Origin of the sequence: Lysinibacillus telephonicus (assembly GCF_039654155.1) — a bacterium.
Taxonomy (GTDB): domain Bacteria; phylum Bacillota; class Bacilli; order Bacillales_A; family Planococcaceae; genus Ureibacillus; species Ureibacillus telephonicus.
In genome coordinates, this window is the sequence record NZ_CP155468.1 from 15001 (window position 1) to 37263 (window position 22263).

17 protein-coding genes, 2 rRNA genes and 1 other annotated feature (1 of these 20 only partly in view) are annotated in these 22263 nt (G+C 38.1%); of the genes, 16 read left to right on the forward strand and 3 right to left on the reverse strand.

All coding sequences use genetic code 11. The features are described 5' to 3' along the window. The 5 genes from MKY04_RS00060 to asnB all read left to right on the forward strand — a co-directional run. A 23S ribosomal RNA gene (locus tag MKY04_RS00060) occupies positions 1-2234 on the forward strand; it begins 686 nt to the left of the window's first position. Between the two features lie 125 nt (positions 2235-2359). Next, positions 2360-2475: ribosomal RNA gene (rrf, locus tag MKY04_RS00065) — 5S ribosomal RNA — on the forward strand. Positions 2476-3492: 1017 nt separating this feature from the next. Then, positions 3493-4959 carry an IMP dehydrogenase gene (gene guaB / locus MKY04_RS00070; protein ID WP_126295320.1) on the forward strand — a complete coding sequence of 489 codons (1467 nt, stop codon included), beginning with the start codon at positions 3493-3495 and terminating at the stop codon, positions 4957-4959. Positions 4960-5163: 204 nt separating this feature from the next. Next, on the forward strand, positions 5164-6468 hold the full coding sequence (locus MKY04_RS00075; RefSeq protein ID WP_185807776.1) for a D-alanyl-D-alanine carboxypeptidase family protein: 1305 nt from the start codon (positions 5164-5166) through the stop codon (positions 6466-6468). A 141-nt stretch (positions 6469-6609) separates the two neighbouring features. Beyond that, positions 6610-8445 carry an asparagine synthase (glutamine-hydrolyzing) gene (gene asnB, locus MKY04_RS00080; protein ID WP_126295324.1) on the forward strand — a complete coding sequence of 612 codons (1836 nt, stop codon included), beginning with the start codon at positions 6610-6612 and terminating at the stop codon, positions 8443-8445. A 198-nt stretch (positions 8446-8643) separates the two neighbouring features. Here asnB and MKY04_RS00085 read toward each other — a convergent pair whose 3' ends face one another. After that, the gene (locus MKY04_RS00085) at positions 8644-10044 is read right to left on the reverse strand and encodes a PLP-dependent aminotransferase family protein (protein ID WP_185807775.1); all 1401 of its coding nucleotides are present in this window, start codon (positions 10042-10044) and stop codon (positions 8644-8646) included. A 107-nt stretch (positions 10045-10151) separates the two neighbouring features. Between MKY04_RS00085 and pdxS the strand changes: the two genes are divergently transcribed. The 3 genes from pdxS to serS all read left to right on the forward strand — a co-directional run bounded on the left by pdxS (position 10152) and on the right by serS (position 13319). Beyond that, positions 10152-11036, forward strand: coding sequence for a pyridoxal 5'-phosphate synthase lyase subunit PdxS (pdxS, locus tag MKY04_RS00090; RefSeq protein ID WP_126295318.1), 885 nt, complete (start codon positions 10152-10154; stop codon positions 11034-11036). Further along, positions 11036-11641 carry a pyridoxal 5'-phosphate synthase glutaminase subunit PdxT gene (pdxT, locus tag MKY04_RS00095; RefSeq protein ID WP_126295317.1) on the forward strand — a complete coding sequence of 202 codons (606 nt, stop codon included), beginning with the start codon at positions 11036-11038 and terminating at the stop codon, positions 11639-11641. The genes pdxS and pdxT overlap by 1 nt, the downstream gene beginning before the upstream one ends. 94 nt (positions 11642-11735) lie before the next feature. After that, positions 11736-11948: a binding site (T-box leader), on the forward strand. A 90-nt stretch (positions 11949-12038) separates the two neighbouring features. Further along, the gene (gene serS, locus MKY04_RS00100; protein ID WP_126295316.1) at positions 12039-13319 is read left to right on the forward strand and encodes a serine--tRNA ligase; all 1281 of its coding nucleotides are present in this window, start codon (positions 12039-12041) and stop codon (positions 13317-13319) included. A 62-nt stretch (positions 13320-13381) separates the two neighbouring features. Here serS and MKY04_RS00105 read toward each other — a convergent pair whose 3' ends face one another. After that, complete coding sequence (locus tag MKY04_RS00105; RefSeq protein ID WP_126295315.1) at positions 13382-14608, reverse strand: serpin family protein; 1227 nt, start codon at positions 14606-14608, stop codon at positions 13382-13384. A 210-nt stretch (positions 14609-14818) separates the two neighbouring features. Continuing rightward, positions 14819-16135: a short-chain fatty acid transporter gene (locus MKY04_RS00110; protein ID WP_346235149.1), complete on the reverse strand. Its 1317-nt coding sequence runs from the start codon at positions 16133-16135 to the stop codon at positions 14819-14821. Between the two features lie 222 nt (positions 16136-16357). Between MKY04_RS00110 and MKY04_RS00115 the strand changes: the two genes are divergently transcribed. From MKY04_RS00115 to MKY04_RS00150, 8 genes are all read left to right on the forward strand, one after another. After that, positions 16358-17065, forward strand: coding sequence for a CoA transferase subunit A (locus tag MKY04_RS00115; protein ID WP_346235150.1), 708 nt, complete (start codon positions 16358-16360; stop codon positions 17063-17065). Between the two features lie 2 nt (positions 17066-17067). Beyond that, complete coding sequence (locus MKY04_RS00120; RefSeq protein ID WP_346235151.1) at positions 17068-17709, forward strand: 3-oxoacid CoA-transferase subunit B; 642 nt, start codon at positions 17068-17070, stop codon at positions 17707-17709. Positions 17710-17810: 101 nt separating this feature from the next. Next, positions 17811-18539: an AAA family ATPase gene (locus MKY04_RS00125; RefSeq protein ID WP_126295311.1), complete on the forward strand. Its 729-nt coding sequence runs from the start codon at positions 17811-17813 to the stop codon at positions 18537-18539. Positions 18540-18628: 89 nt separating this feature from the next. Beyond that, complete coding sequence (locus MKY04_RS00130) at positions 18629-19786, forward strand: aminotransferase A (RefSeq protein WP_126295310.1); 1158 nt, start codon at positions 18629-18631, stop codon at positions 19784-19786. A gap of 397 nt (positions 19787-20183) precedes the next feature. Beyond that, positions 20184-20612 (forward strand): GNAT family N-acetyltransferase, encoded by a 429-nt coding sequence (locus MKY04_RS00135; RefSeq protein ID WP_346235152.1) that lies wholly within the window; start codon positions 20184-20186, stop codon positions 20610-20612. A gap of 46 nt (positions 20613-20658) precedes the next feature. Continuing rightward, positions 20659-21183, forward strand: coding sequence for a phage tail protein (locus tag MKY04_RS00140; RefSeq protein WP_126295309.1), 525 nt, complete (start codon positions 20659-20661; stop codon positions 21181-21183). A gap of 28 nt (positions 21184-21211) precedes the next feature. Continuing rightward, entirely contained in the window at positions 21212-21706 is a 495-nt protein-coding gene (locus tag MKY04_RS00145; RefSeq protein ID WP_126295308.1) for a phage tail protein, read from the forward strand. Positions 21707-21725: 19 nt separating this feature from the next. Further along, positions 21726-22262 carry a phage tail protein gene (locus MKY04_RS00150; RefSeq protein WP_126295307.1) on the forward strand — a complete coding sequence of 179 codons (537 nt, stop codon included), beginning with the start codon at positions 21726-21728 and terminating at the stop codon, positions 22260-22262. Position 22263 lies beyond the last annotated feature (1 nt).

Genomic DNA, 22263 nt, shown 5'->3' on the forward strand with positions numbered 1-22263 from the left:
TCTGAATAGGGCGAATGAGTACGTGGTCGTAGACCCGAAACCAGGTGATCTACCCATGTCCAGGGTGAAGGTGAGGTAACACTCACTGGAGGCCCGAACCCACGCACGTTGAAAAGTGCGGGGATGAGGTGTGGGTAGCGGAGAAATTCCAATCGAACTTGGAGATAGCTGGTTCTCTCCGAAATAGCTTTAGGGCTAGCCTCGTGATTAAGAATACTGGAGGTAGAGCACTGTTTGGACTAGGGGGGCATCTCGCTTTACCGAATTCAGACAAACTCCGAATGCCAGATATTTATACACGGGAGTCAGACTGCGAGTGATAAGATCCGTAGTCAAAAGGGAAACAGCCCAGACCACCAGCTAAGGTCCCAAAGTAATCGTTAAGTGGAAAAGGATGTGGCGTTGCTTAGACAACCAGGATGTTGGCTTAGAAGCAGCCATCATTTAAAGAGTGCGTAATAGCTCACTGGTCGAGTGACGCTGCGCCGAAAATGTATCGGGGCTAAACGATTCACCGAAGCTGTGGATGTGCATCTTGATGCACGTGGTAGGAGAGCGTTCTAAGTGCGTTGAAGTCAGACCGGAAGGACTGGTGGAGCGCTTAGAAGTGAGAATGCCGGTATGAGTAGCGAAAGATGGGTGAGAATCCCATCCACCGTATGACTAAGGTTTCCTGAGGAAGGCTCGTCCGCTCAGGGTTAGTCGGGACCTAAGTCGAGGCCGACAGGCGTAGACGATGGACAACAGGTTGATATTCCTGTACCACCTCCCCGCCGTTTGAGTAATGGGGGGACGCAGTAGGATAGGGTAAGCGCGCTGTTGGTTATGCGCGCCCAAGCAGTAAGGCGTGGAAGTAGGCAAATCCGCTTCCTAATACGCCAAGCTGTGATGGGGAGTTCGTATGAGCGAAGTACCTGATTTCACGCTGCCAAGAAAAGCCTCTAGCGAGGCGGGAGGTGCCCGTACCGCAAACCGACACAGGTAGTCGAGGAGAGAATCCTAAGGTGTGCGAGAGAACTCTCGTTAAGGAACTCGGCAAAATGACCCCGTAACTTCGGGAGAAGGGGTGCTCTCGTGAGAGAGCCGCAGTGAATAGGCCCAGGCGACTGTTTAGCAAAAACACAGGTCTCTGCAAAACCGTAAGGTGACGTATAGGGGCTGACGCCTGCCCGGTGCTGGAAGGTTAAGAGGAGGGGTTAGTGGCATCACGAAGCTCTGAATTGAAGCCCCAGTAAACGGCGGCCGTAACTATAACGGTCCTAAGGTAGCGAAATTCCTTGTCGGGTAAGTTCCGACCCGCACGAAAGGCGTAACGATCTGGGCACTGTCTCAACGAGAGACTCGGTGAAATTATAGTACCTGTGAAGATGCAGGTTACCCGCGACAGGACGGAAAGACCCCGTGGAGCTTTACTGTAGCTTGATATTGAATTTTGGCACAACTTGTACAGGATAGGTAGGAGCCAGAGAACTCGGAGCGCCAGCTTCGAGGGAGGCGTCGGTGGGATACTACCCTGGTTGTGTTGAAATTCTAACCCATACCCCTTAGCGGGGTAGGAGACAGTGTCAGGTGGACAGTTTGACTGGGGCGGTCGCCTCCTAAAAGGTAACGGAGGCGCCCAAAGGTTCCCTCAGAATGGTTGGAAATCATTCGTAGAGTGTAAAGGCACAAGGGAGCTTGACTGCGAGACCTACAAGTCGAGCAGGGTCGAAAGACGGGCTTAGTGATCCGGTGGTTCCGCATGGAAGGGCCATCGCTCAACGGATAAAAGCTACCCCGGGGATAACAGGCTTATCTCCCCCAAGAGTCCACATCGACGGGGAGGTTTGGCACCTCGATGTCGGCTCATCGCATCCTGGGGCTGTAGTCGGTCCCAAGGGTTGGGCTGTTCGCCCATTAAAGCGGTACGCGAGCTGGGTTCAGAACGTCGTGAGACAGTTCGGTCCCTATCCGTCGTGGGCGTAGGAAATTTGAGAGGAGCTGTCCTTAGTACGAGAGGACCGGGATGGACACACCGCTGGTGTACCAGTTGTCTTGCCAAAGGCATCGCTGGGTAGCTATGTGTGGACGGGATAAGTGCTGAAAGCATCTAAGCATGAAGCCCCCCTCAAGATGAGATTTCCCATTACGCAAGTAAGTAAGATCCCTCAAAGACGATGAGGTAGATAGGTTCGAGGTGGAAGTGTGGCGACACATGGAGCTGACGAATACTAATCGATCGAGGACTTAACCAAAATTTTGAACGCATTCAATGTCTTTATCCAGTTTTGAGAGAACGAACTCTCAATTTAATAAAGGAACTTCGCCTAAGAGCGCAACATCCTGTTGCAACGGCGAAGCCAGCACATCCATGTGCAAGTGAAGTGATGATGGCAAAGAGGTCACACCCGTTCCCATACCGAACACGGAAGTTAAGCTCTTTAGCGCCGATGGTAGTTGGGGGCTTCCCCCTGTGAGAGTAGGACATCGCTTCGCAAATGAAACCGCTGAGATTCAGCGGTTTTTTTTATGTAGAAAATAAGCCCCCAACTACCAAGAATCGAAGGTTAGGTCGGCGCGATTAAGTAAAGATAATTTAAACAGTAGGATTCGAGAAGTGTGAGGACCAAGGAAAACAAGGAATCGAGGAGGCACGAAGCGGAGTGTACAATGTACACGAGCATCGTACCGACGAAGATGACGAAGATTTCCGCCGTGTCATCACACTTCGCAGATAGCGCCGATGGTAGTTGGTGGATATCCCTGTGAGGGTAGGACGTCGCTTCGCAAATGAAACCGCTGAGATTCAGCGGTTTTTTTTTATGTAAAAATAAAGCCCCCAACTACCAAAAGCCGAAGGCGAGTTCGGCGCGATAAGTAAAAATAATTTAAACAGTAAGATTCGAGAAGTATGAGGACCAAGGAAAGAAAGGAAACGAGGAAGAGAGGAAGAGAGGAGCGCAGCGTACAAAGTTCGTGAACCGCACTGACGAAGTTGACGCAGGAATCCGATGTGTTATTGCGTTTCGAGATAGCGCTGATGGTAGTTGTGGGCACCCCTGTGAGAGTAGGACATTGTAAGGAAATACAATATAGATGAGTACTTCTGATTGTAAGCCCCTTTTGTTAAGCTTTCTTACATTATGGTGTCTATTAAAAACGTTCTGAGAAAATAAAAAGTAAAAAAATCTTTGGCAGTTCCCTTTTTATAAAATGATTTCATATCAATAGGAATATTTTGCATAAAAGAAGAAGAATTTATTATAAAATATATGAAAAAACATTAAATCTCTGGGGAAGATAAAGTATCAACTAAAACTAAAAACAGATAGTATAGAATTTCATTCGTTTTAGTAAATTTACTAAAATAAACTATTTATAACTGGGGTTTTTAATAGAAAAATACAGTTCTAATAGTCGGAATTATCTTTCTTTTTTAAGAATCTTGACACTTACAATTCATGTTGATAATCTTACAATTAATATTCTTTTAGAACTAGGAGGCATTACGAAATGTGGGAAACGAAATTTGCCAAAGAAGGCTTAACCTTTGATGATGTTTTATTAGTACCAGCACATTCAGAAGTATTACCTAAGGCTGTGGATTTATCAACACAACTTACACCAAAGATCAAACTAAATATTCCTATTGTTAGTGCAGGTATGGATACTGTAACTGAATCAAAAATGGCTATTGCAATGGCTCGTCAAGGTGGAATTGGGATTATCCATAAAAACATGAGCATTGAAGAACAAGCTGAAGAAGTTGAAAAAGTTAAGCGGTCTGAAAATGGTGTAATTACGAATCCATTTTTCTTAACACCAACACATCAAGTATTTGATGCTGAACATTTAATGGGGAAATATCGCATTTCGGGTGTGCCGATTGTTAATAATGAGGAAGAGCAAACATTAGTAGGGATTATTACAAATCGTGACCTACGATTTATTTCTGATTACTCATTAAAAATTGAAGATGTTATGACAAAAGAAGAGTTAATTACAGCTCCTGTTGGTACAACTTTAGAAGAAGCTGAAAAAATTCTTCAACAGTATAAAATTGAGAAATTACCAATTGTTGATGAAAATGGTAAATTAACAGGTTTAATAACAATTAAAGATATAGAAAAAGTAATTGAATTCCCAAATGCTGCTAAAGATAGTCTTGGCCGTTTACTTGTTGGTGCAGCAGTAGGTGTTTCAAAAGATACAATGCAACGTGTTGAAAAACTAGTTGAAGCACAAGTAGATATTATTGTAATCGATACAGCACATGGTCACTCTCAGGGTGTTATCAATACAATTAAAGAAATTCGTGCAACATATCCGGAATTAGAGATTATTGCAGGAAACGTTGCAACTGGTGAAGCTACACGTGCTTTGTATGAAGCAGGTGCGGATGTTGTAAAAGTTGGTATTGGCCCAGGTTCAATTTGTACAACTCGTGTTGTTGCAGGTGTTGGTGTACCTCAAATTACAGCAATTTATGATTGTGCAACAGTTGCTCGTGAAATGGGTAAAGCGATTATTGCAGATGGTGGTATTAAATATTCCGGAGATATTGTAAAAGCTCTAGCAGCGGGTGGACATGTTGTAATGCTTGGTTCATTACTTGCAGGGACATCTGAATCACCAGGAGAAACAGAAATATTCCAAGGTCGACGTTTTAAAGTGTACCGAGGCATGGGCTCTTTAGGAGCGATGGAACAAGGATCAAAAGATCGTTACTTCCAAGAAGATGCGAAAAAGCTTGTTCCAGAAGGTATTGAAGGAAGACTTCCATACAAAGGGCCATTGGCAGATACAATCGACCAATTAGTTGGTGGTATTCGTGCAGGTATGGGCTACTGCGGAGCACCAAATCTTCAACACTTACGTGAAAATTCTCAATTCATACGTATGACTGGTGCTGGTCTTCGTGAATCACATCCACATGATGTACAAATTACAAAAGAAGCACCTAACTATTCAATTCAATAAGAAAAGCATAAGCTCAAAACTTAGCAAAAAAGTAGCAACTTTTTCACTCTTTTAACGTCATAATTAGACGTTAAAAGAGTTTTTTTTATCTAAACGTAACACTTTTCTTGCACAATCTATGATAAAATGGCGAAAGAACAGTAAAAATTATATTGGAGGTATTTTTTTGTGAAAACAACAAGGAAAACATCTTGGTTAAGCTTAATGATGATTCCTATTCTGTTGATTAGCTTATTTGTTGCTAAGCCTGTTAGTACAAGCGCTGAAACAGATTTAGGTTTACTTGTAGATGCTGCAATATTAATTGATGCAGATACAGGAAAAATATTATATGAAAAAAATGCTGATACATCTTTAGGAATTGCAAGTATGTCAAAAATGATGACTGAATACATTCTATTAGATGCAATTAAAGCAGGTAAGATTTCTTGGGATCAAGAATATCGTGTTAATGAGTATACATACCGAATGTCACATGACCGTGCATTAAGTAATGTTCCACTTCGCGAGGATGGTACATATACAATTCGTGAGTTATATGAAGCGATGGCTATTTATTCTGCAAATGCAGCAACTGTTGCAATTGCAGAAACAATTGCTGGAACGGAAACAGAATTCTTAAAGCTCATGAATAAAAAGGCAGAAGAAATTGGTCTTGAAGGATATAAATTTGTAAACTCAACTGGGTTAAATAATTCTGATTTATTTGGCATGCATCCAGCTGGTACAGGTCCAGAAGATGAAAATATTATGCCAGCACGTTCTGTTGCTAAATTAGCCTATCATCTATTAAAAGATCATCCGGAAGTTTTAGAGACTTCAAGTATTCCTAAAAAGGTCTTCCGAGAAGGTACGGATGATGCAATTAATATGGCTAACTGGAACTGGATGTTACCAGGCTTAGTCGCAGAGTATGAAGGTGTCGATGGGTTAAAAACAGGTACAACGAATCTTGCTGGATCATGTTTTACTGGTACAGCAGAACGTAATGGTACACGTTTAATTGGAGTTGTAATGAATGCTGTTGATTCTTCTGGAAAAGACAGTGATAAAACTGCTCGTTTTGATGCAATGGCCAAGCTATTAGACTATGGTTTTGGCCAGTTCTCAAAACAAGAGATTATTCCAGCAAATTATGTGTTTGAAGGTAATGAGACAGTTTCGGTTACAAAAGGGAAAGAAGATAGTGTAGATATCGCAGTAAAAGAACCAATTTCATTTATGGTAAAAACAAATGAAAAGGATTTATATAAGCCGAAATTAGTATTAGAAAAAGATACATTAGAAGCTGATATTAAAAAAGGAACAGTAGTTGGTAAAGTAGTACTTGAGCGTACTGAAGGCACTGACTATGGTTTTATTGACGGAAAAGATTTCTCGGCAGATGTTGTAACAACTGATAAAGTTGAACGTGCAGGAGCTATCTCTCTATTCTTCCAAGGCATCGGCAACTTCTTTGGAGACGTATGGGGTGGCATTACTGGATTTGTCGGTGGATTGTTTAAATAATTAAATTAGTAAATGAGTGTGAAGATTAGATTGTCTCAAAAAGAATTTGAGGCATCTTATCAATCACACTCTTTTTTTTCTAGGACAAAATAAGTTTGCACGAGACTTTCATATGCTAGTAGGTGAAGGGGCGTGAAAAAAGTGTGCGGCATAACAGGATGGATTGATTTTACACAATCAATAGAGAATCGCAAAGAAATTGTCGAAGGAATGACAGAAACACTAAAAAAGAGAGGGCCTGACGATGGCAATGTTTGGTGCAGCACACATGCTCTGTTAGGGCATCGTCGATTAGCTGTAATAGACTTAATTGGTGGAAAGCAGCCAATGACAAAAATGCATCAAAACAAGTCGTTTGTCATGGTTTACAATGGAGAGCTTTATAATACAGAGGAACTGCGTCAACAGCTTTTGAAAAGAGGGTATATATTTACAACCCAATCTGATACAGAAGTATTGCTTGCTTCATTTATTGAATGGAAAGAGCAATGTGTTGATTACTTAAATGGAATTTTTGCATTTGCTGTCTGGGATGAACAAGAAGAGGCGTTTTATGCTTTTCGCGATCGATTAGGGGTTAAACCTTTCTTTTTCTCTTTAAGTGAAGGTTCTTTTTTATTTGGCTCGGAAATTAAAGCAATTCTTGCGCACCCAAGTGTAAAACCACAAATTGACCGCCAAGGATTAGCTGCTCTATTAAGTATAGGGCCCTCAAGAGTACCAGGTAATGGTGTATTAAAAGGGATAGAAGAGTTAGAGCCTGGCAGTGCATTGAAATTTTCCAAAGACGGGTTGAAAAAATGGCGTTATTGGAATGTGAAAAGTGAAAAGCATGAACATTCATTTGAAGAAACTGTTGAACATGTTCGCTTTTTAGTGACAGATTCGATAAAACGTCAGCTTGTGTCAGATGTACCGCTTTGCACCTTTTTATCAGGTGGGCTAGACTCAAGTATCATTACGGCAATTGCTGCAAATACGTATAATGGGGAAGGTCAAATATTACACACCTATTCTATAGATTACGAAGGAAACGAGCAGTTCTTTGAAAAAAATGATTTTCAGACGAGTCAAGATCGCTACTGGATAGATAAAATGTGTGACAAATTTAATACTAAACATACGGACATCATTATCTCTCAACAACAATTAATCGATTTCTTAGAAGAAGCAATGATGATTAGAGATTTACCTGGAATGGTTGATATCGATAGTTCGTTGTTAGTTGCCTGTCAGGTAATAAAGGAAGGATTTACAGTTGCTTTATCGGGTGAATGTGCGGATGAAGTTTTCGGTGGTTATCCATGGTTCCACAAAGACTACACTTTATTTCCTTGGATACGTTCAATTGATGAAAGAGAAGGTTTTTTGCGAAAAGAATGGCAATCTCGTCTTCAATTAAAAGAATTTATGAAGCATGCATTTGAAGAAGCAATTAAAGATTCACCGAAGCTTGAAGGAGAGGACCCGAAAGCAGCAAAACAACGTGAATTATTTTATTTAAATATGCGTTATTTTATGCAAACATTGTTAGAGAGAAAAGACCGGATGAGTATGGGTGGAAGCTTAGAAGTTCGTGTACCATTTGCAGATCACCGTATCGTTGAATATGTTTGGAATATTCCTTGGGAAATGAAAAATGTGGGAAATATGGAGAAGGGACTTTTGAGAAAGGCGACAGAAGGATTGTTGCCGGAAGAAGTACTATATCGTAAAAAGAACCCGTATCCGAAAACATATCATCCTTTATACACAGAGGGAGTTAAGGAAGTATTAAAAGGTTTAACGCAAAGAAAAGAATCGATTTTACATGAGCTATTTGAAAAAGAGCAATTAGACCAACTTATTCAAACTGGAGGAGCCTCATTTAAAGTGCCTTGGTTTGGTCAATTAATGGCTGGTCCACAATTGCTTGCTTATTTAATTCAAATTGATCGATGGTTTGAAAATTATAATATAGAATTAATAAATCAATAGAAAAACGGAGCGTCTCAAAGTTAAAGAGACAGCTCCGTTTGTTTTTCCGAATTCTGAGATCAAAATTAATCTTGGCTGAATGCTTATTTATTTAGGAAGCCCTTTTGGTGTTAATGTTGACTATTCTTTAAAACTCGCATAATGAATCGTGTATCTTCTAATAGGGAATGATCTGTGATAGCACGAAACTAGAAAAAATTATGCTTTTCTTACACCCCAGCAAGACATTAATTGGTGGATAGCAGGTTCTATTTGTTCTAAAGGAATACCACCGAATCCGAGTAAAAAAGTTGGCCACTCTACCTCTATCGGCTTTAATACATAGTCCGATACTGAATAAACTGCAATATTAGAAAGGGCTGCCTGTATTTTTAAATCCTGTTCACTTTTTTCTATTGGTATAGAAATTAATATGTGCATTCCAGCATGATCACCTTTAATTTTTATATAAGGATAATAGGTGGACAACGTATGAGTAAGCTTATCATGTTTTTTTCGATAAATTTTCCGCATTCGATTCAAATGTTTTGAAAAATGTCCATCCTTCATGAAGCTAGCTAAAATATGCTGATCAAATCTTGGAACAGTAGCTGAATAATAGCTAAAAATTTCTTTATATTTTTGTAAAAGAGTTGGCGGCAATACAAAATAAGCAACGCGCAAGGAAGGCATTAATGATTTTGTAAAGGTGCTCATATAAATCACTTTATTATTTTGGTCCATACCTTGAAGTGCAGGAATTGGCTTTCCAATATAACGAAATTCACTATCATAATCATCTTCAATAATGTACCGGTTAGCGCTTTTGGCTGCCCATTTTAATAATTGAGTTCTTCTCGCAGCGGATAAAACGGCGCCAGTAGGGAATTGGTGAGATGGAGTGATATATACGATATTAGCATCTGTTTTTTCTAACTCATCTACAATTAAACCGTCCTCATCTACTGAAATAGGGATAGCTTTGTTTTGTAAATGAATACGTGGAATCGCAGAGTATCCAGGATTTTCGAGTGCAAACTTGGAATCCGTTTCAATTAAACGTAAAATCATCGGAAGTAAATGTTCAGTCCCAGATCCAATGACGATTTGTTCAGGTTTACATACTATTCCACGGGATTGATATAAATATTTTGCAATTTCTAAACGTAATGCATATTCACCCTGAGGTTCCCCAATTTGTAAAAATTCCTTTGAGCTATTATCAAAAAGTTCTTTTGCGTATTTCCTCCAAATAGAGAATGGAAATGATTCAGTATCGATTTTCCCTGGGTGAAAATCGTAAACAAAATGTTTTGCTTCATGTTTTACAAATGTTTGATTTACTTGTTCCTTTTCAACATATGGAAGTTCATCGATTTCTTCAACAAAAAAACCTACACGTGGCCTAGATGCAATATAGCCTTCTGCAAGTAATTGACCATATGCAATTTCAATTGTTGTTTGGCTTATATTTAAAAAATCGGCTAATTTCCTTTTTGAAGGCAATTTAGTTCCTACTTCGATTTGTTTATTAATAATTGCATTTTTTATTCCTAAATAAAGCTGTTCGTATAAGGGTTTTGTGCTATTTTTTTCAAGTTCAAAAATGAGCATGTCCATTTGACTCACTCCTAACTGACCTTATTATTTTTTGTGATATTGACTCTTTCTATATGGTCAATTTTCATTATACTAAAAATCAATAAATGTTGGGGAGGTTTTTTAAAATGAAATTAGTGGGTACAGAAAGAGTTAAACGTGGAATGGCAGAAATGCAAAAGGGCGGAGTCATTATGGACGTCATAAATGCCGAACAAGCAAAAATTGCAGAGGCTGCTGGTGCAGTTGCCGTTATGGCATTAGAAAGAGTACCATCAGATATACGAAAAGCAGGAGGAGTAGCACGTATGGCAGATCCTCGAATCGTAGAAGAAGTGATGAATGCTGTGACTATTCCTGTCATGGCAAAGGCGCGAATCGGTCATATTGTGGAGGCGCGAGTTTTAGAAGCAATGGGTGTGGATTATATTGATGAGAGTGAAGTACTGACACCTGCTGATGAAGAATTCCATTTATTAAAAAGCGATTATACAGTACCGTTTGTTTGTGGATGCCGCGATCTTGGAGAAGCTGCTAGACGTATTGGAGAAGGTGCTTCAATGCTGCGTACCAAAGGCGAGCCAGGAACAGGTAATATTGTAGAAGCAGTTCGTCATATTCGCAAAGTAAATGCACAGGTTCGTCGAGTAGTTAATATGAATAGTGATGAATTAATGACGGAAGCAAAGCTGCTAGGTGCACCTTATGAAGTTCTAGTCGAAATTAAAAAATTAGGCCGTCTACCTGTTGTAAACTTTGCGGCCGGTGGTGTTGCTACACCAGCAGATGCGGCTTTAATGATGGAGCTTGGCGCGGACGGTGTATTTGTAGGGTCAGGTATTTTTAAATCAGAAAATCCAGAGAAATTTGCTCGTGCTATTGTTGAAGCAACAACACATTACAAAGACTATAAATTGATTGCAGAAATTTCTAAAGAACTTGGTACACCTATGAAAGGAATTGATATAGCTGAACTCCATGATAGTGAACGGATGCAGGAGCGTGGTTGGTAATGTTAAAAATAGGGGTGTTGGCATTACAGGGTTCGGTTAGAGAGCATATTCAACAAATACAGAAGGTTGGTTGTGTTGCAGTTGCTGTAAAAAGTACAGAAGATTTAAAAGGTTTGAATGGACTTATTTTACCTGGCGGGGAAAGTACTGCAATAAGAAAATTATTAGATCAAAACAATTTGTTAGAGCCAATTAGAACATTAGCTAAGGAAGGAATGCCTGTTTTCGGGACTTGTGCTGGTTTAATATTACTAGCAGGTAAAGTAGTAGGATGTGAATCACCTCACCTTGGTTTAATGGATGTTGTTGTTGAGAGGAATTCATATGGAAGACAGGTTGATAGCTTTGAAGTAGAGCTTTCTATAAAAAATATTGGTCGGAACATTCCAGCAGTTTTTATTCGAGCTCCACATATTGTTTCTGTAGGGCAAAATGTTGAGATTTTAGCTACTTTTGATAATCGAATTGTACTCGCTCGTGATCGTCATTTTTTAGGATGTTCATTTCACCCAGAGTTAACTGAAGATGTTCGAATAATTAAATACTTCGTTGATATGATACAACAATTCAATCACACTTCACTTGCAAAATTGGACGGCATATAGTACTCTATGGGTAAATTTATTTCTTTTTTCTGTTGCTTCATTGCGACTTGAAAGAAATGGCCTCGTACTGAAAATAAATGAGGCATAATATATGTTAACGTCGATGATAGGAAGTAGTAACAAGCACGTTTTTTTAAGAGAGTCAGCGGGTGGTGGAAGCTGATAAAAGCACTTGTGAATCCGTCCTTGAGTTGCCGAGCTGAATTCGCAGTAGGCTCAGGCCGGTTGAAAAGCCGTTATTTGATAAGTGGATTAGATGTAGGTCTAATCAATTAGGGTGGCAACGCGGGTAGCTCTCGTCCCTTTATAGGGATGAGGGCTTTTTTTATTTTTTTCTATAAAAATAGAGAAAAATTTACTTTTTATAATCGATAATCAAAATAATGGAGGAATTAACATGTTAGATATTAAGCGTGTCCGTGATAATTTTGAAGAAGTAAAAAAAATCCTTCTCACACGTAACGAGGATCTAGGAAATTTAGACGAATTTGAAGAATTGGATGCAAAACGCCGCGAGTTAATAGCAAAAACTGAAGTATTAAAGGCTGAACGCAATAAAGTATCTGAACAAATTTCTGTCATGAAACGAAATAAAGAAAATGCAGATGAAGTAATCGCCCGCATGCGTCAAGTTGGAGAAGAAATTAAAGAACTGGACTCTGAACTGCGTGAAGTAGAAGAAAAGTTTGAATATATGATGATGCGTCTGCCAAATATTCCTCATGAATCAGTTCCCGTAGGTACTACGGAAGATGATAATGTAGAGGTACTAAAATGGGGAGAGTTGCCAAACTTTGATTTTGAAGCAAAACCTCATTGGGATTTAGCAACAGATTTAGAAATTGTAGATTTTGAACGTGCTGGTAAAGTAACAGGTAGCCGTTTCGTATTTTATCGTGGTTTAGGTGCACGACTTGAACGTGCTTTAATGAGCTTTATGATGGATTTACATGCAGAGGAACATGGATATGAAGAAATGCTGCCACCTGTCATCGTAAACCGTGATAGCTTAACAGGTACAGGTCAGCTGCCTAAATTTGAAGAAGATGTATTCAAATTAGTAGACACTGACTATTTCATGATTCCAACTGCAGAAGTACCTGTAACAAACTTCTTCCGTGATGAAATTATTGACGGTGATATTTTACCAAAAGGTTTTGCTGCATACAGTGCATGTTTCCGTTCAGAAGCAGGTTCTGCTGGCCGTGATACGCGCGGACTTATTCGCCAACACCAATTCAATAAAGTAGAATTAGTTCGTTTTGTAAAACCTGAAGATTCTTATGATGAATTAGAAAAATTAACTAGTCATGCTGAAAAAGTACTTCAATTATTAGGTTTACCATATCGAAAACTACTAATGTGTACAGCTGATCTTGGTTTTACTGCAGCGAAAAAATACGATTTAGAAGTTTGGATGCCGACGCAAAATATGTACCGTGAAATCTCTTCATGTTCAAACTTTGAGGATTTCCAAGCTCGTCGTGCCAACATACGATTCCGTCGTGAACAAGGAGCAAAACCTGAATATGTACACACATTAAATGGTTCTGGGCTTGCAATTGGCCGTACAGTTGCAGCGATTTTAGAAAATTACCAACAACAAGATGGCTCTGTTGTGATTCCAGAAGTTTTAAGACCATATATGGGTGGAAAAGAAGTAATTGCACCAAAGTAAATTTTGTTTTAATTAAAAAAAACCGAGCAACATCTACTTTTTGTAGACCTAGCTCGGTTTATTTAATTTTTTGGACTTGAAATAGAACCGAGGAATAAAATCATCCCCGTTTCATCATCTACAATTGAAAAAATGAAGGGATGGTTTACATTCATATAAAATGAATCAGAGATAATTGCAGATTCTGTTACCACCTCTATTGATGTTGCTGCAGCTGCTTCTGTTCCTTTTTCATTAACATCAATGTATGTTTTTTGCTTCACTTTGCTAATCCATAGTGGGACGCTTTCTTGTATCATGTTTGAGAAATCAGCATCTTTTTCAAATGCAGTTGGCATCCCGAGCATTTTTAAAGCATCATTCAATTCAATCTCATACTCTAGCTTAAATTTAGGAAGTAGAAGAGTCCCTTCTTTTTTAGTAAACTGCGAGCTCCATTTTTGCCAATTTTCTTGTGTAAGTTCATCTTCTACTTCCTTTAAACTAACATTTTTCTTTGGTAAGAATACTTTCATACTTAATGTTCCATCTCCATAAGGAAGTGATACCGCTTGAAATAAATTATTTTCAAGATACGACAGCTCCTCCTCAAGCTTCATAAATGAAGCTGACTTAGTTTGTCCATAAAATGTATCTTCACTAGTTTGATTTTTATCAAATTCGTATTTCCAGTCTCCTTTAAAATAAATGGCATTCAGTAAGATGGACACTAAATCGGGGTCTAACGGATCTTGTACAATTTTATTTATTTTTCCATTCGTCTCTTTTTTTACCCAATTATTTATCTTCGTAACTGACTCATTATCGGTTACATTTATCTCATTAATTTCAGCATTAAAATAATCTTGCACATTGATTTTAAAATCATCTTGGAATTGATAATTTTCGTTTAACCAAATAGAATTTGCAATTGCCAATTCTACATTATCGGAAGTTTGTAATAGCCTGTTTATTAAAGAAGCATTTGCTTTATTTACTTGGTCAGTTTGCTGGCCTAAAATTTTAGCCATTTCTTCTTTTGTTTTTCCGTCTGCCCCGTTATAAACCATTGCTAATGCCATCAACAAACTTGTTGGGGAAATGAATAAATTACCCTCATTATCTTTAGGTGCCGTTGATAACAATTGAAATCCGAGAGTGTTATTCGGTTGTACTAATTCATAGTAATCATCTTCATTAAACTCTGCGTTACTTAGGATTTTCGAACTTGAGGTATCATCTTTAGTTCCACAGCCTATTAAAGAAATACATAATAAAGTGATCATCATGGTAAAAAGTAGTTTCTTCATATTGTTCACCTTCCTTTCTAAATTTGACTTTTCAAAAAGGGAAAAGTTACAGAAAAAGAGGATGTTTCATATGAAACATCCCATTTCTGCGACGAAAGGTAAAGCAGACAATCGCATTATCTATGCTGGAGTGGAAGTATTTTCATGTAAAGAAAACTACCCCAGAAGTTCGACATACATAATTTAAAGTATATTTTAAAATCCAAGTTATCAGAGGAATAAAAGTCCAACGCTAATAATAATTCCAGTAAAAATAAGAACGAATAAGCAGAATCCCATAATATCTTTTGCTTTTAATCCGGCAATGGCTAGTGCTGGCAATGCCCAGAACGGTTGAATCATATTTGTCCAAGCATCGCCCCATGCAATTGCCATAGCTGTTTTTGCAGTATCTGCATTAATAACGTTTGCAGCTTCTAGCATAATAGGTGCTTGAACTGCCCATTGCCCTCCACCTGATGGAACAAAGAAGTTTACAAGACCAGCAGAATAAAACGTAAATAAATAGAATGTAAAGTCATTTGAAATACTTATGAACCATTGTGAAAATACAAATGCTAGCCCAGAGGTTGTCATCATGCCCATAATTCCCGCGTAGAATGGGAATTGGAATACGATGCCGCTTGTTGTTTTTATCGCTTGCTGAGCCGCTGCTAAAAAACGCTGCGGTGTTCCATGTAAAATGATACCTAAAATAATAAAAATCGTATTGACGATATTTAAATCGAGAGCAAAACCTTTTGTCGTAAAATGATAAATTAAATATGAAATGCCAATAAGTCCAATTAATATTGTTAATAAAGAACTTCTTTCTGTCCAAGAAGCAAATGTTCTTTCTGCTGGGGGAAATTTTTGCTCCTCTTCTATTAATAAACTTGGGTCTACTTCTACCACATCCTCCTCTTTTGGCATCATCCATCGATTAAATAATGGCAATGTAAATCCGATAACGATGACGATAAATAAGTTATAAGGTGAGAAAATGGTAGTTGAAGTAGGAATAACACCGCCCATAAGCTCTTCAAATGGATGTCCTTCAGTTGCTATAGAAAGTGGGATAGATCCCGCAAGTCCTCCATGCCAAATAATAAACCCTGAATAGGCACTAGCGATTAATAAACGATAATCAACTTTTTTTACATGACGTGCTATTTCTTTTGCAAATAAAGCCCCAATAACTAATCCAAAGCCCCAGTTAATCCAACATGCAACAAGAGATACAAATGTAACAATCATGATTGCACTGCTTGGCTTCTTAATTTTACTAGCCATAGATGACAAAAACCGTTTGAAAACGGGACTATTTGCTAAGATATGACCTGCCGCTAATACGACGACCATTTGCATTGTAAAGGATAATAATCCCCAGAAGCCGTCTCCCCAATACACAACCATATCTAATGGGGATGAAGGCGTTAAAACGACGCCTAATAATAAAACTAAAACGGTTAAGATTGCTACAAAAATATAAGGATCAGGTAAACATTTTTCCATTATCATATTTGAAAGCTTAGTTAAAAATTTCATTGTTCCAATCTCTCCCTTCGTTTTATTTTTGAAAGATACCGAAAAAGTATTTTCAAGAGAATAGTATGTTTTGAATGATGCATTTATTTCGTTAATAGAGAAATTTAGTCCTCATAAGAGTTTAAAAGATTGACTATACGTTTTAAGAGAGGGATTAAAAACATACATATTAATAGGACAAGGTTAATTGCCTATTTTATTAGTACTAGGAGGTAGACATATATGGCAAATGAGAAGGTATGGACATCATTTGAGGAAGCAGTTTCTGATATTCATGATGGTGCTACATTAGTTGTTGGCGGTTTTGGATTAAGCGGCATTCCAGAAAAGAGTATTGCAGCATTGCAAAAAAGAGGGACTAAAAATTTAACGATAGTTAGTAATAATTGTGGTGTTGATGATTGGGGACTCGGTCTGCTTCTTGCAAACAAGCAAATAAAAAAGATCATTGCATCTTATGTTGGAGAAAATAAAATTTTTGAACAACAATTTTTAAGCGGAGAGTTAGAAGTTGAGTTAACTCCTCAAGGAACGTTAGCTGAACGTATTAGAGCTGGTGGTGCTGGAATTCCCGCTTTTTATACACCAACAGGAGTTGGAACGCCAATCGCTGAAGGAAAAGAGACAAGAACTTTTGATGGGAAAGAATATTTACTTGAAAAGGCGATTATAGGAGATTTTGCTTTAGTAAAAGCTTGGAAGGCAGATAAGCTAGGCAATCTTGTATATCGAAAAACAGCTCGAAATTTCAATCCTATAGCAGCAACAGCAGGAAAAATTACCATTGCAGAAGTTGAGGAGATTGTGGAAGTTGGAGAATTAGATCCTGATGAAATTCATACTCCTAGTGTCTATGTGCAGCGTGTTATCCTTGGTCAAAATTATGAAAAACGAATTGAACGATTAACAATCCAAACAAAGGGGGTATAATCATGCAAAGTGCGAGACAGCGAATTGTTCAAAGAGCAGTTAAGGAAGTAAAAGACGGCATGAATGTAAATTTAGGTATTGGTATGCCTACACTTGTAGCAAATGAGATTCCTCCCAATGTAAATGTGTTATTACAATCGGAAAATGGCATGCTTGGCATTGGACCATATCCAACGGAGGATGTGGTAGATGCAGATTTAATAAATGCAGGGAAGGAAACAGTGACTGCTGTTTTAGGTGCTGTATTTTTTGATAGCGCCGAATCCTTTGCTATGATTCGTGGAGGACATATTGATTTAGCTATTTTGGGAGCCATGGAAGTTTCTGAAAAGGGAGATTTAGCAAACTGGATGATCCCAGGAAAGATGGTAAAAGGAATGGGTGGCGCCATGGATCTAGTTGTAGGAGCTAAAAAAGTTATTGTCATTATGGAGCATGTATCCAAGCATGGTGAATCGAAAATAAAAAAATCCTGTACATTACCTTTAACAGGAAAAAGCGTTGTACATCGTCTAATAACTGACCTGGCGGTATTTGATTTTACAGATGAAGGAATGGTATTGATTGAAACAGCAGATGGGGTTACGGTAGATGAAGTAAAAGAAAAAACAGAGGCTTCGTTTACTGTAGCCTTCAATAGTTAAGATAGGGCGAAATTCAAAAGACTTTTAGAATTATAGTTTAGTTAAAACAAAAATAACCAGATGAATGTTACAATATTGGAAAAAACAGAGGTTGTGAAATAATGTTTTTAAAAAGAGTTGAACTTCAGCATGAATTGATTCCAACATATAAGAAATACCCATTCTCAATCCCTTCTATAAAAAATTTGCATCAATTGAATTTCGACAACAATGTAACCTTTTTCGTAGGTGAAAATGGTTCGGGAAAGTCTACATTGCTGGAAGCAATTGCAGATAAATGTGGCTTTAATACAGCAGGCGGCGGACGCAACAACTATTATAATGTGCCATTTTCTAATTCCTCACTTGGGGAATTTATTCGGCTGTCATGGCTGCCAAAAGTAACCGATGGATTCTTTCTTAGAGCAGAATCCTTTTATAATTTTGCTACACATATTGATGAAATAGGAGCGGAGGATATACGTGTCTATAACGCTTATGGCGGCAGCTCTTTACATGAGCAATCCCATGGAGAATCGTTTTTATCGCTATTTTTAAATCGCTTTAGAGGAAAATCAATTTATTTATTGGATGAACCGGAGGCTGCACTATCACCGCAAAGACAACTCTCGTTTTTAAAAATTATACATGACCTAGCATCAGAGGGAAATAGCCAATTTATTATTGCTACACATTCACCGATTCTTCTAGGTTACCCGGATGCTACAATCTTTAGTTTTGATGAGGGGACAATATCCGAGGTTGAATTTGAAGAGACGGACCACTATAAAATTACGAGATATTTTCTAGAGAATCGAGAAAGGTTCCTTCGAGAAATCTTCGGGGATTAAATTGTGGGCCCTTAGTTTCGATAATGTTTTATAATAAACTAAATGAAATATTTCGATAATACTGAAGTATATGAGAAGGAGCCAATATAGTGGAACATTTAATTTATAAAAATTTAAAGAAAATTGAGCTTTCTGGCATTCGCAAGTTTACCAATATGCTCGTTGATTATCCAAATGCTATTAATCTAACAATTGGCCAACCAGACTTTCCGACACCTATGCATGTGAAAGAAAGGGCAAAGGATGCAATTGATCAAAACTATACATCCTATACTCCGAATGCAGGTATTTTAGAATTACGTAGAGCTATCACAAAATTTTATGAAGAAAATTACGGACTATGTTATAACCCACAAGATGAAGTTATCGTGACACATGGTGCATCCGGAGCGTTAACGATTGCATTAAGAACAATTTTAGATGAAGGCTGTGAAGTAATCTTATCTGCCCCAGCTTATCCGGGTTATATCCCACTAATCGAGCTTTGTGGTGCGGTTCCAGTTTGTGTTGATACAGCGGAAACAGATTTTGTTTTAACAGCTGGGTTAATAGAGAAGCATTTAACAGAAAAAACAAGATGTATTATCCTTCCTTCTCCAAGCAATCCAATCGGTTCGGTTATTGATGAAAAGGAATTAGAAAAAATAGCGTTATTAATGAAAGATAAAGAAATATTTATCATTTCAGATGAAATCTATAGCGAGCTCATCTACGAAAAAACGCATAAATCCATTGCTTCCTATGAAGGAATGAGAGAAAAATCGATCGTAATTAATGGAGTTTCAAAATCTCACTCAATGACAGGGTGGAGAATTGGCTATACTCTTGCACCTAGCTATATAACAAAGGAAATGACGAAATTAAACGGCTATTATATTAGTTGTGCAACGAGCATTAGCCAATATGCAGCTCTTGAAGCGTTGACAAATGGATTAAATGATCCTATTGAAATGAAAAAAGAGTATCAGGAACGTAGAAATTACGTATATAAACGCCTTATTGAAATGGGGATTGATGTTGTAAAACCTCAAGGAGCATTTTATATTTTCCCATCTATAAAAAATACAAAAATGACATCCTTTGATTTTTGTATTGCGTTATTAAAGGAGCAAGAGCTTGCTACTGTGCCGGGAAGTGCATTTTCGGATGCTGGAGAAGGCTATATTCGTCTTTCGTTTGCACAACCTTTAGAAGTGTTAGAAAAAGGAATGGATCGCTTAGAGAAGTTTATGGAGAAATTTAAATAAATAAATGTTAAAAAGTCGAATTCATTTAGTTAACTGCGCCCCAATTGTTAGACACACATAACAATTGGAGGTGTATTTTTTATGGTGAAATTTAAAAATAGAAATCGTAAAAAAATATTTGGAAGGTGATGTTCTAGGGAAAAACTTTGCTAAATCTATTGGTGTGCATCTGCTCCATCAATGGATTAAACACTTACCAAAGATAAGATTATTGAACAATAGTTTTCAGTATAAATTTTTAATAATTACCAAACTATTAACAAAAAATTTAACCAAATATTTACTAAGTTATGGTAAAGTATCCATAAAGTTATACCCTTTATACTTGATAACAAGGAAGAGAGTGATGCCTTTGGTTTTAAAGGTTGTGAATTGTACATCTGAGGATGAGTCTTTTATGTATAAGTTGTTTGTTTCTACAAGAATTCAGGAATTTACATTGTTACATTTATCAGAAAAGCAAATCCAGTCTTTGTTAAAAATGCAGTATGATGCACAAAAAAATTCTTTTCACACTCGATTCCCTAACGCAACTTACGAGATGATTTACCTTGAGGGTGTACGCATTGGTAGGATGATTACTGATAAGAAAAGGCATTGTATTCATTTGGTTGATATTTCACTTTTACCGGAGTATAGGGGGAAAGGATATGGAACGGAAATAATTAAAACTATACAAAAAGTTGCAATTATGGAAAGGATGGATGTCACGCTATATGTATTACAAGGAAATCCTGCTCAAAACTTGTATGAGCGATGTGGTTTTTATGTTATCGAGAAAGTAGATCCCTATTTAGCTATGAGATTTGATGTGGTGCAAAAATAATTTAAATTATTTAAATTTTCCGAATGTTGGAAAGGAGTGTCTTTTAATGAGTGAGTCATATGTAGGGGAGATCCGAATGTTTGCAGGGAATTTTGCCCCGAATGGTTGGGCATTTTGCAATGGACAAACATTAAATATTTCTGAGAATGAGGTGCTGTTTGCCTTAATAGGAACGACATATGGTGGAGATGGACAAACTACTTTTAATTTACCCGATTTAAGAGGACGTATTCCAATTCATGTGAGTCCAAAATATCCATTAGGTGTCTCAGGTGGTACAGAAAAAATTACATTAACCGAAAGTCAAATCCCAAATCATAAACATCCTGTTCACGCTACATCAGCAAATGGAAATGAGCCGTCACCAAGCAATATGCTATGGGCGGTAACGAGTGGATATTCGAACTACTCGAATGATAAAAATTCTAGTGGAAATCCACTTCCTACAGTTCCAATGAGTTCAACTGCTGTTATGTCTATGGGAGGGAATCAACCGCATGAAAATATGATGCCTTCATTACCTATTTCTTTCATTATTTCACTATATGGGAACTTCCCACCACAGCCTTAATACTAAGAATAATAAGGAGGATTATTTTATGGCAGAACCATTTTTAGGTGAAATTCGATTATTCTCTATTAATTATGCACCCGAGGGATGGGCACCTTGTAATGGACAAATGCTTCCTATTAATACCAACCAAGCTTTATATTCTCTATTAGGAAATGTGTATGGAGGAGATGGTGTTACAACTTTTGCTCTACCAGATTTGCGCGGACGTGTGCCTATACATGTTAGCCCCTCATACCCACTTGGAGTTAGTGCAGGTGAAGAGACTCATACATTAACAATAAGTGAAATGCCTACTCATCATCATCAAGTTCAAGGATCATCAACCCCCTCAGAAGCAATTTCTCCTCAAGGAAATGTATGGGCAAATCACAATGACTTATATGCATCAGGTCCTACCGTAGATATGAATTCAGCGTCATTAACTCCAGCTGGAGGTGGACAACCGCATAATAATATGCAGCCTTTTTTAGGAGTCCAATTTTGTATAGCTATCGAAGGAATCTATCCATCAAGAAACTAAATAGAAAGAGGTAATAAATATGGCAGATGCATTTACTGGTGAAATAAGAATCTTTGCAGGAAATTTCCCTCCAAAGGACTGGGCATTTTGCAACGGTCAACTTATGAGCATTCAGCAAAATACAGCACTTTTTTCGATATTAGGTACACAGTATGGAGGAGATGGGAAAACAACATTTGCCTTACCGAATTTAATGGGAGCAGCGCCGATAGGACAGGGTATAGGACCTGGATTGACAGGACGAAGCATTGGGGCAAAAGTTGGAACGGAAACCGTAACACTTTTAGAGTCGGAAATGCCTGCACATAGTCATACACCGCAAGCAATACCGAATCCCGGCACATCAGGTGATCCGAATGGGCGAATATGGTCAGAAACGGTAGCGACAGGGAGACCGGCACAGCAACATCCACTGTATAACTCTGAAGTAAGTGCTGTTATGAGTCCTCAAGCTCTAGGCGCAGTAGGTGGCAGCCTGCCTCATAATAATATGCAGCCATTTTTAGCGGTGAATTACATTATTTGCTTGTATGGTGAATATCCTTCTAGAGGCTGAA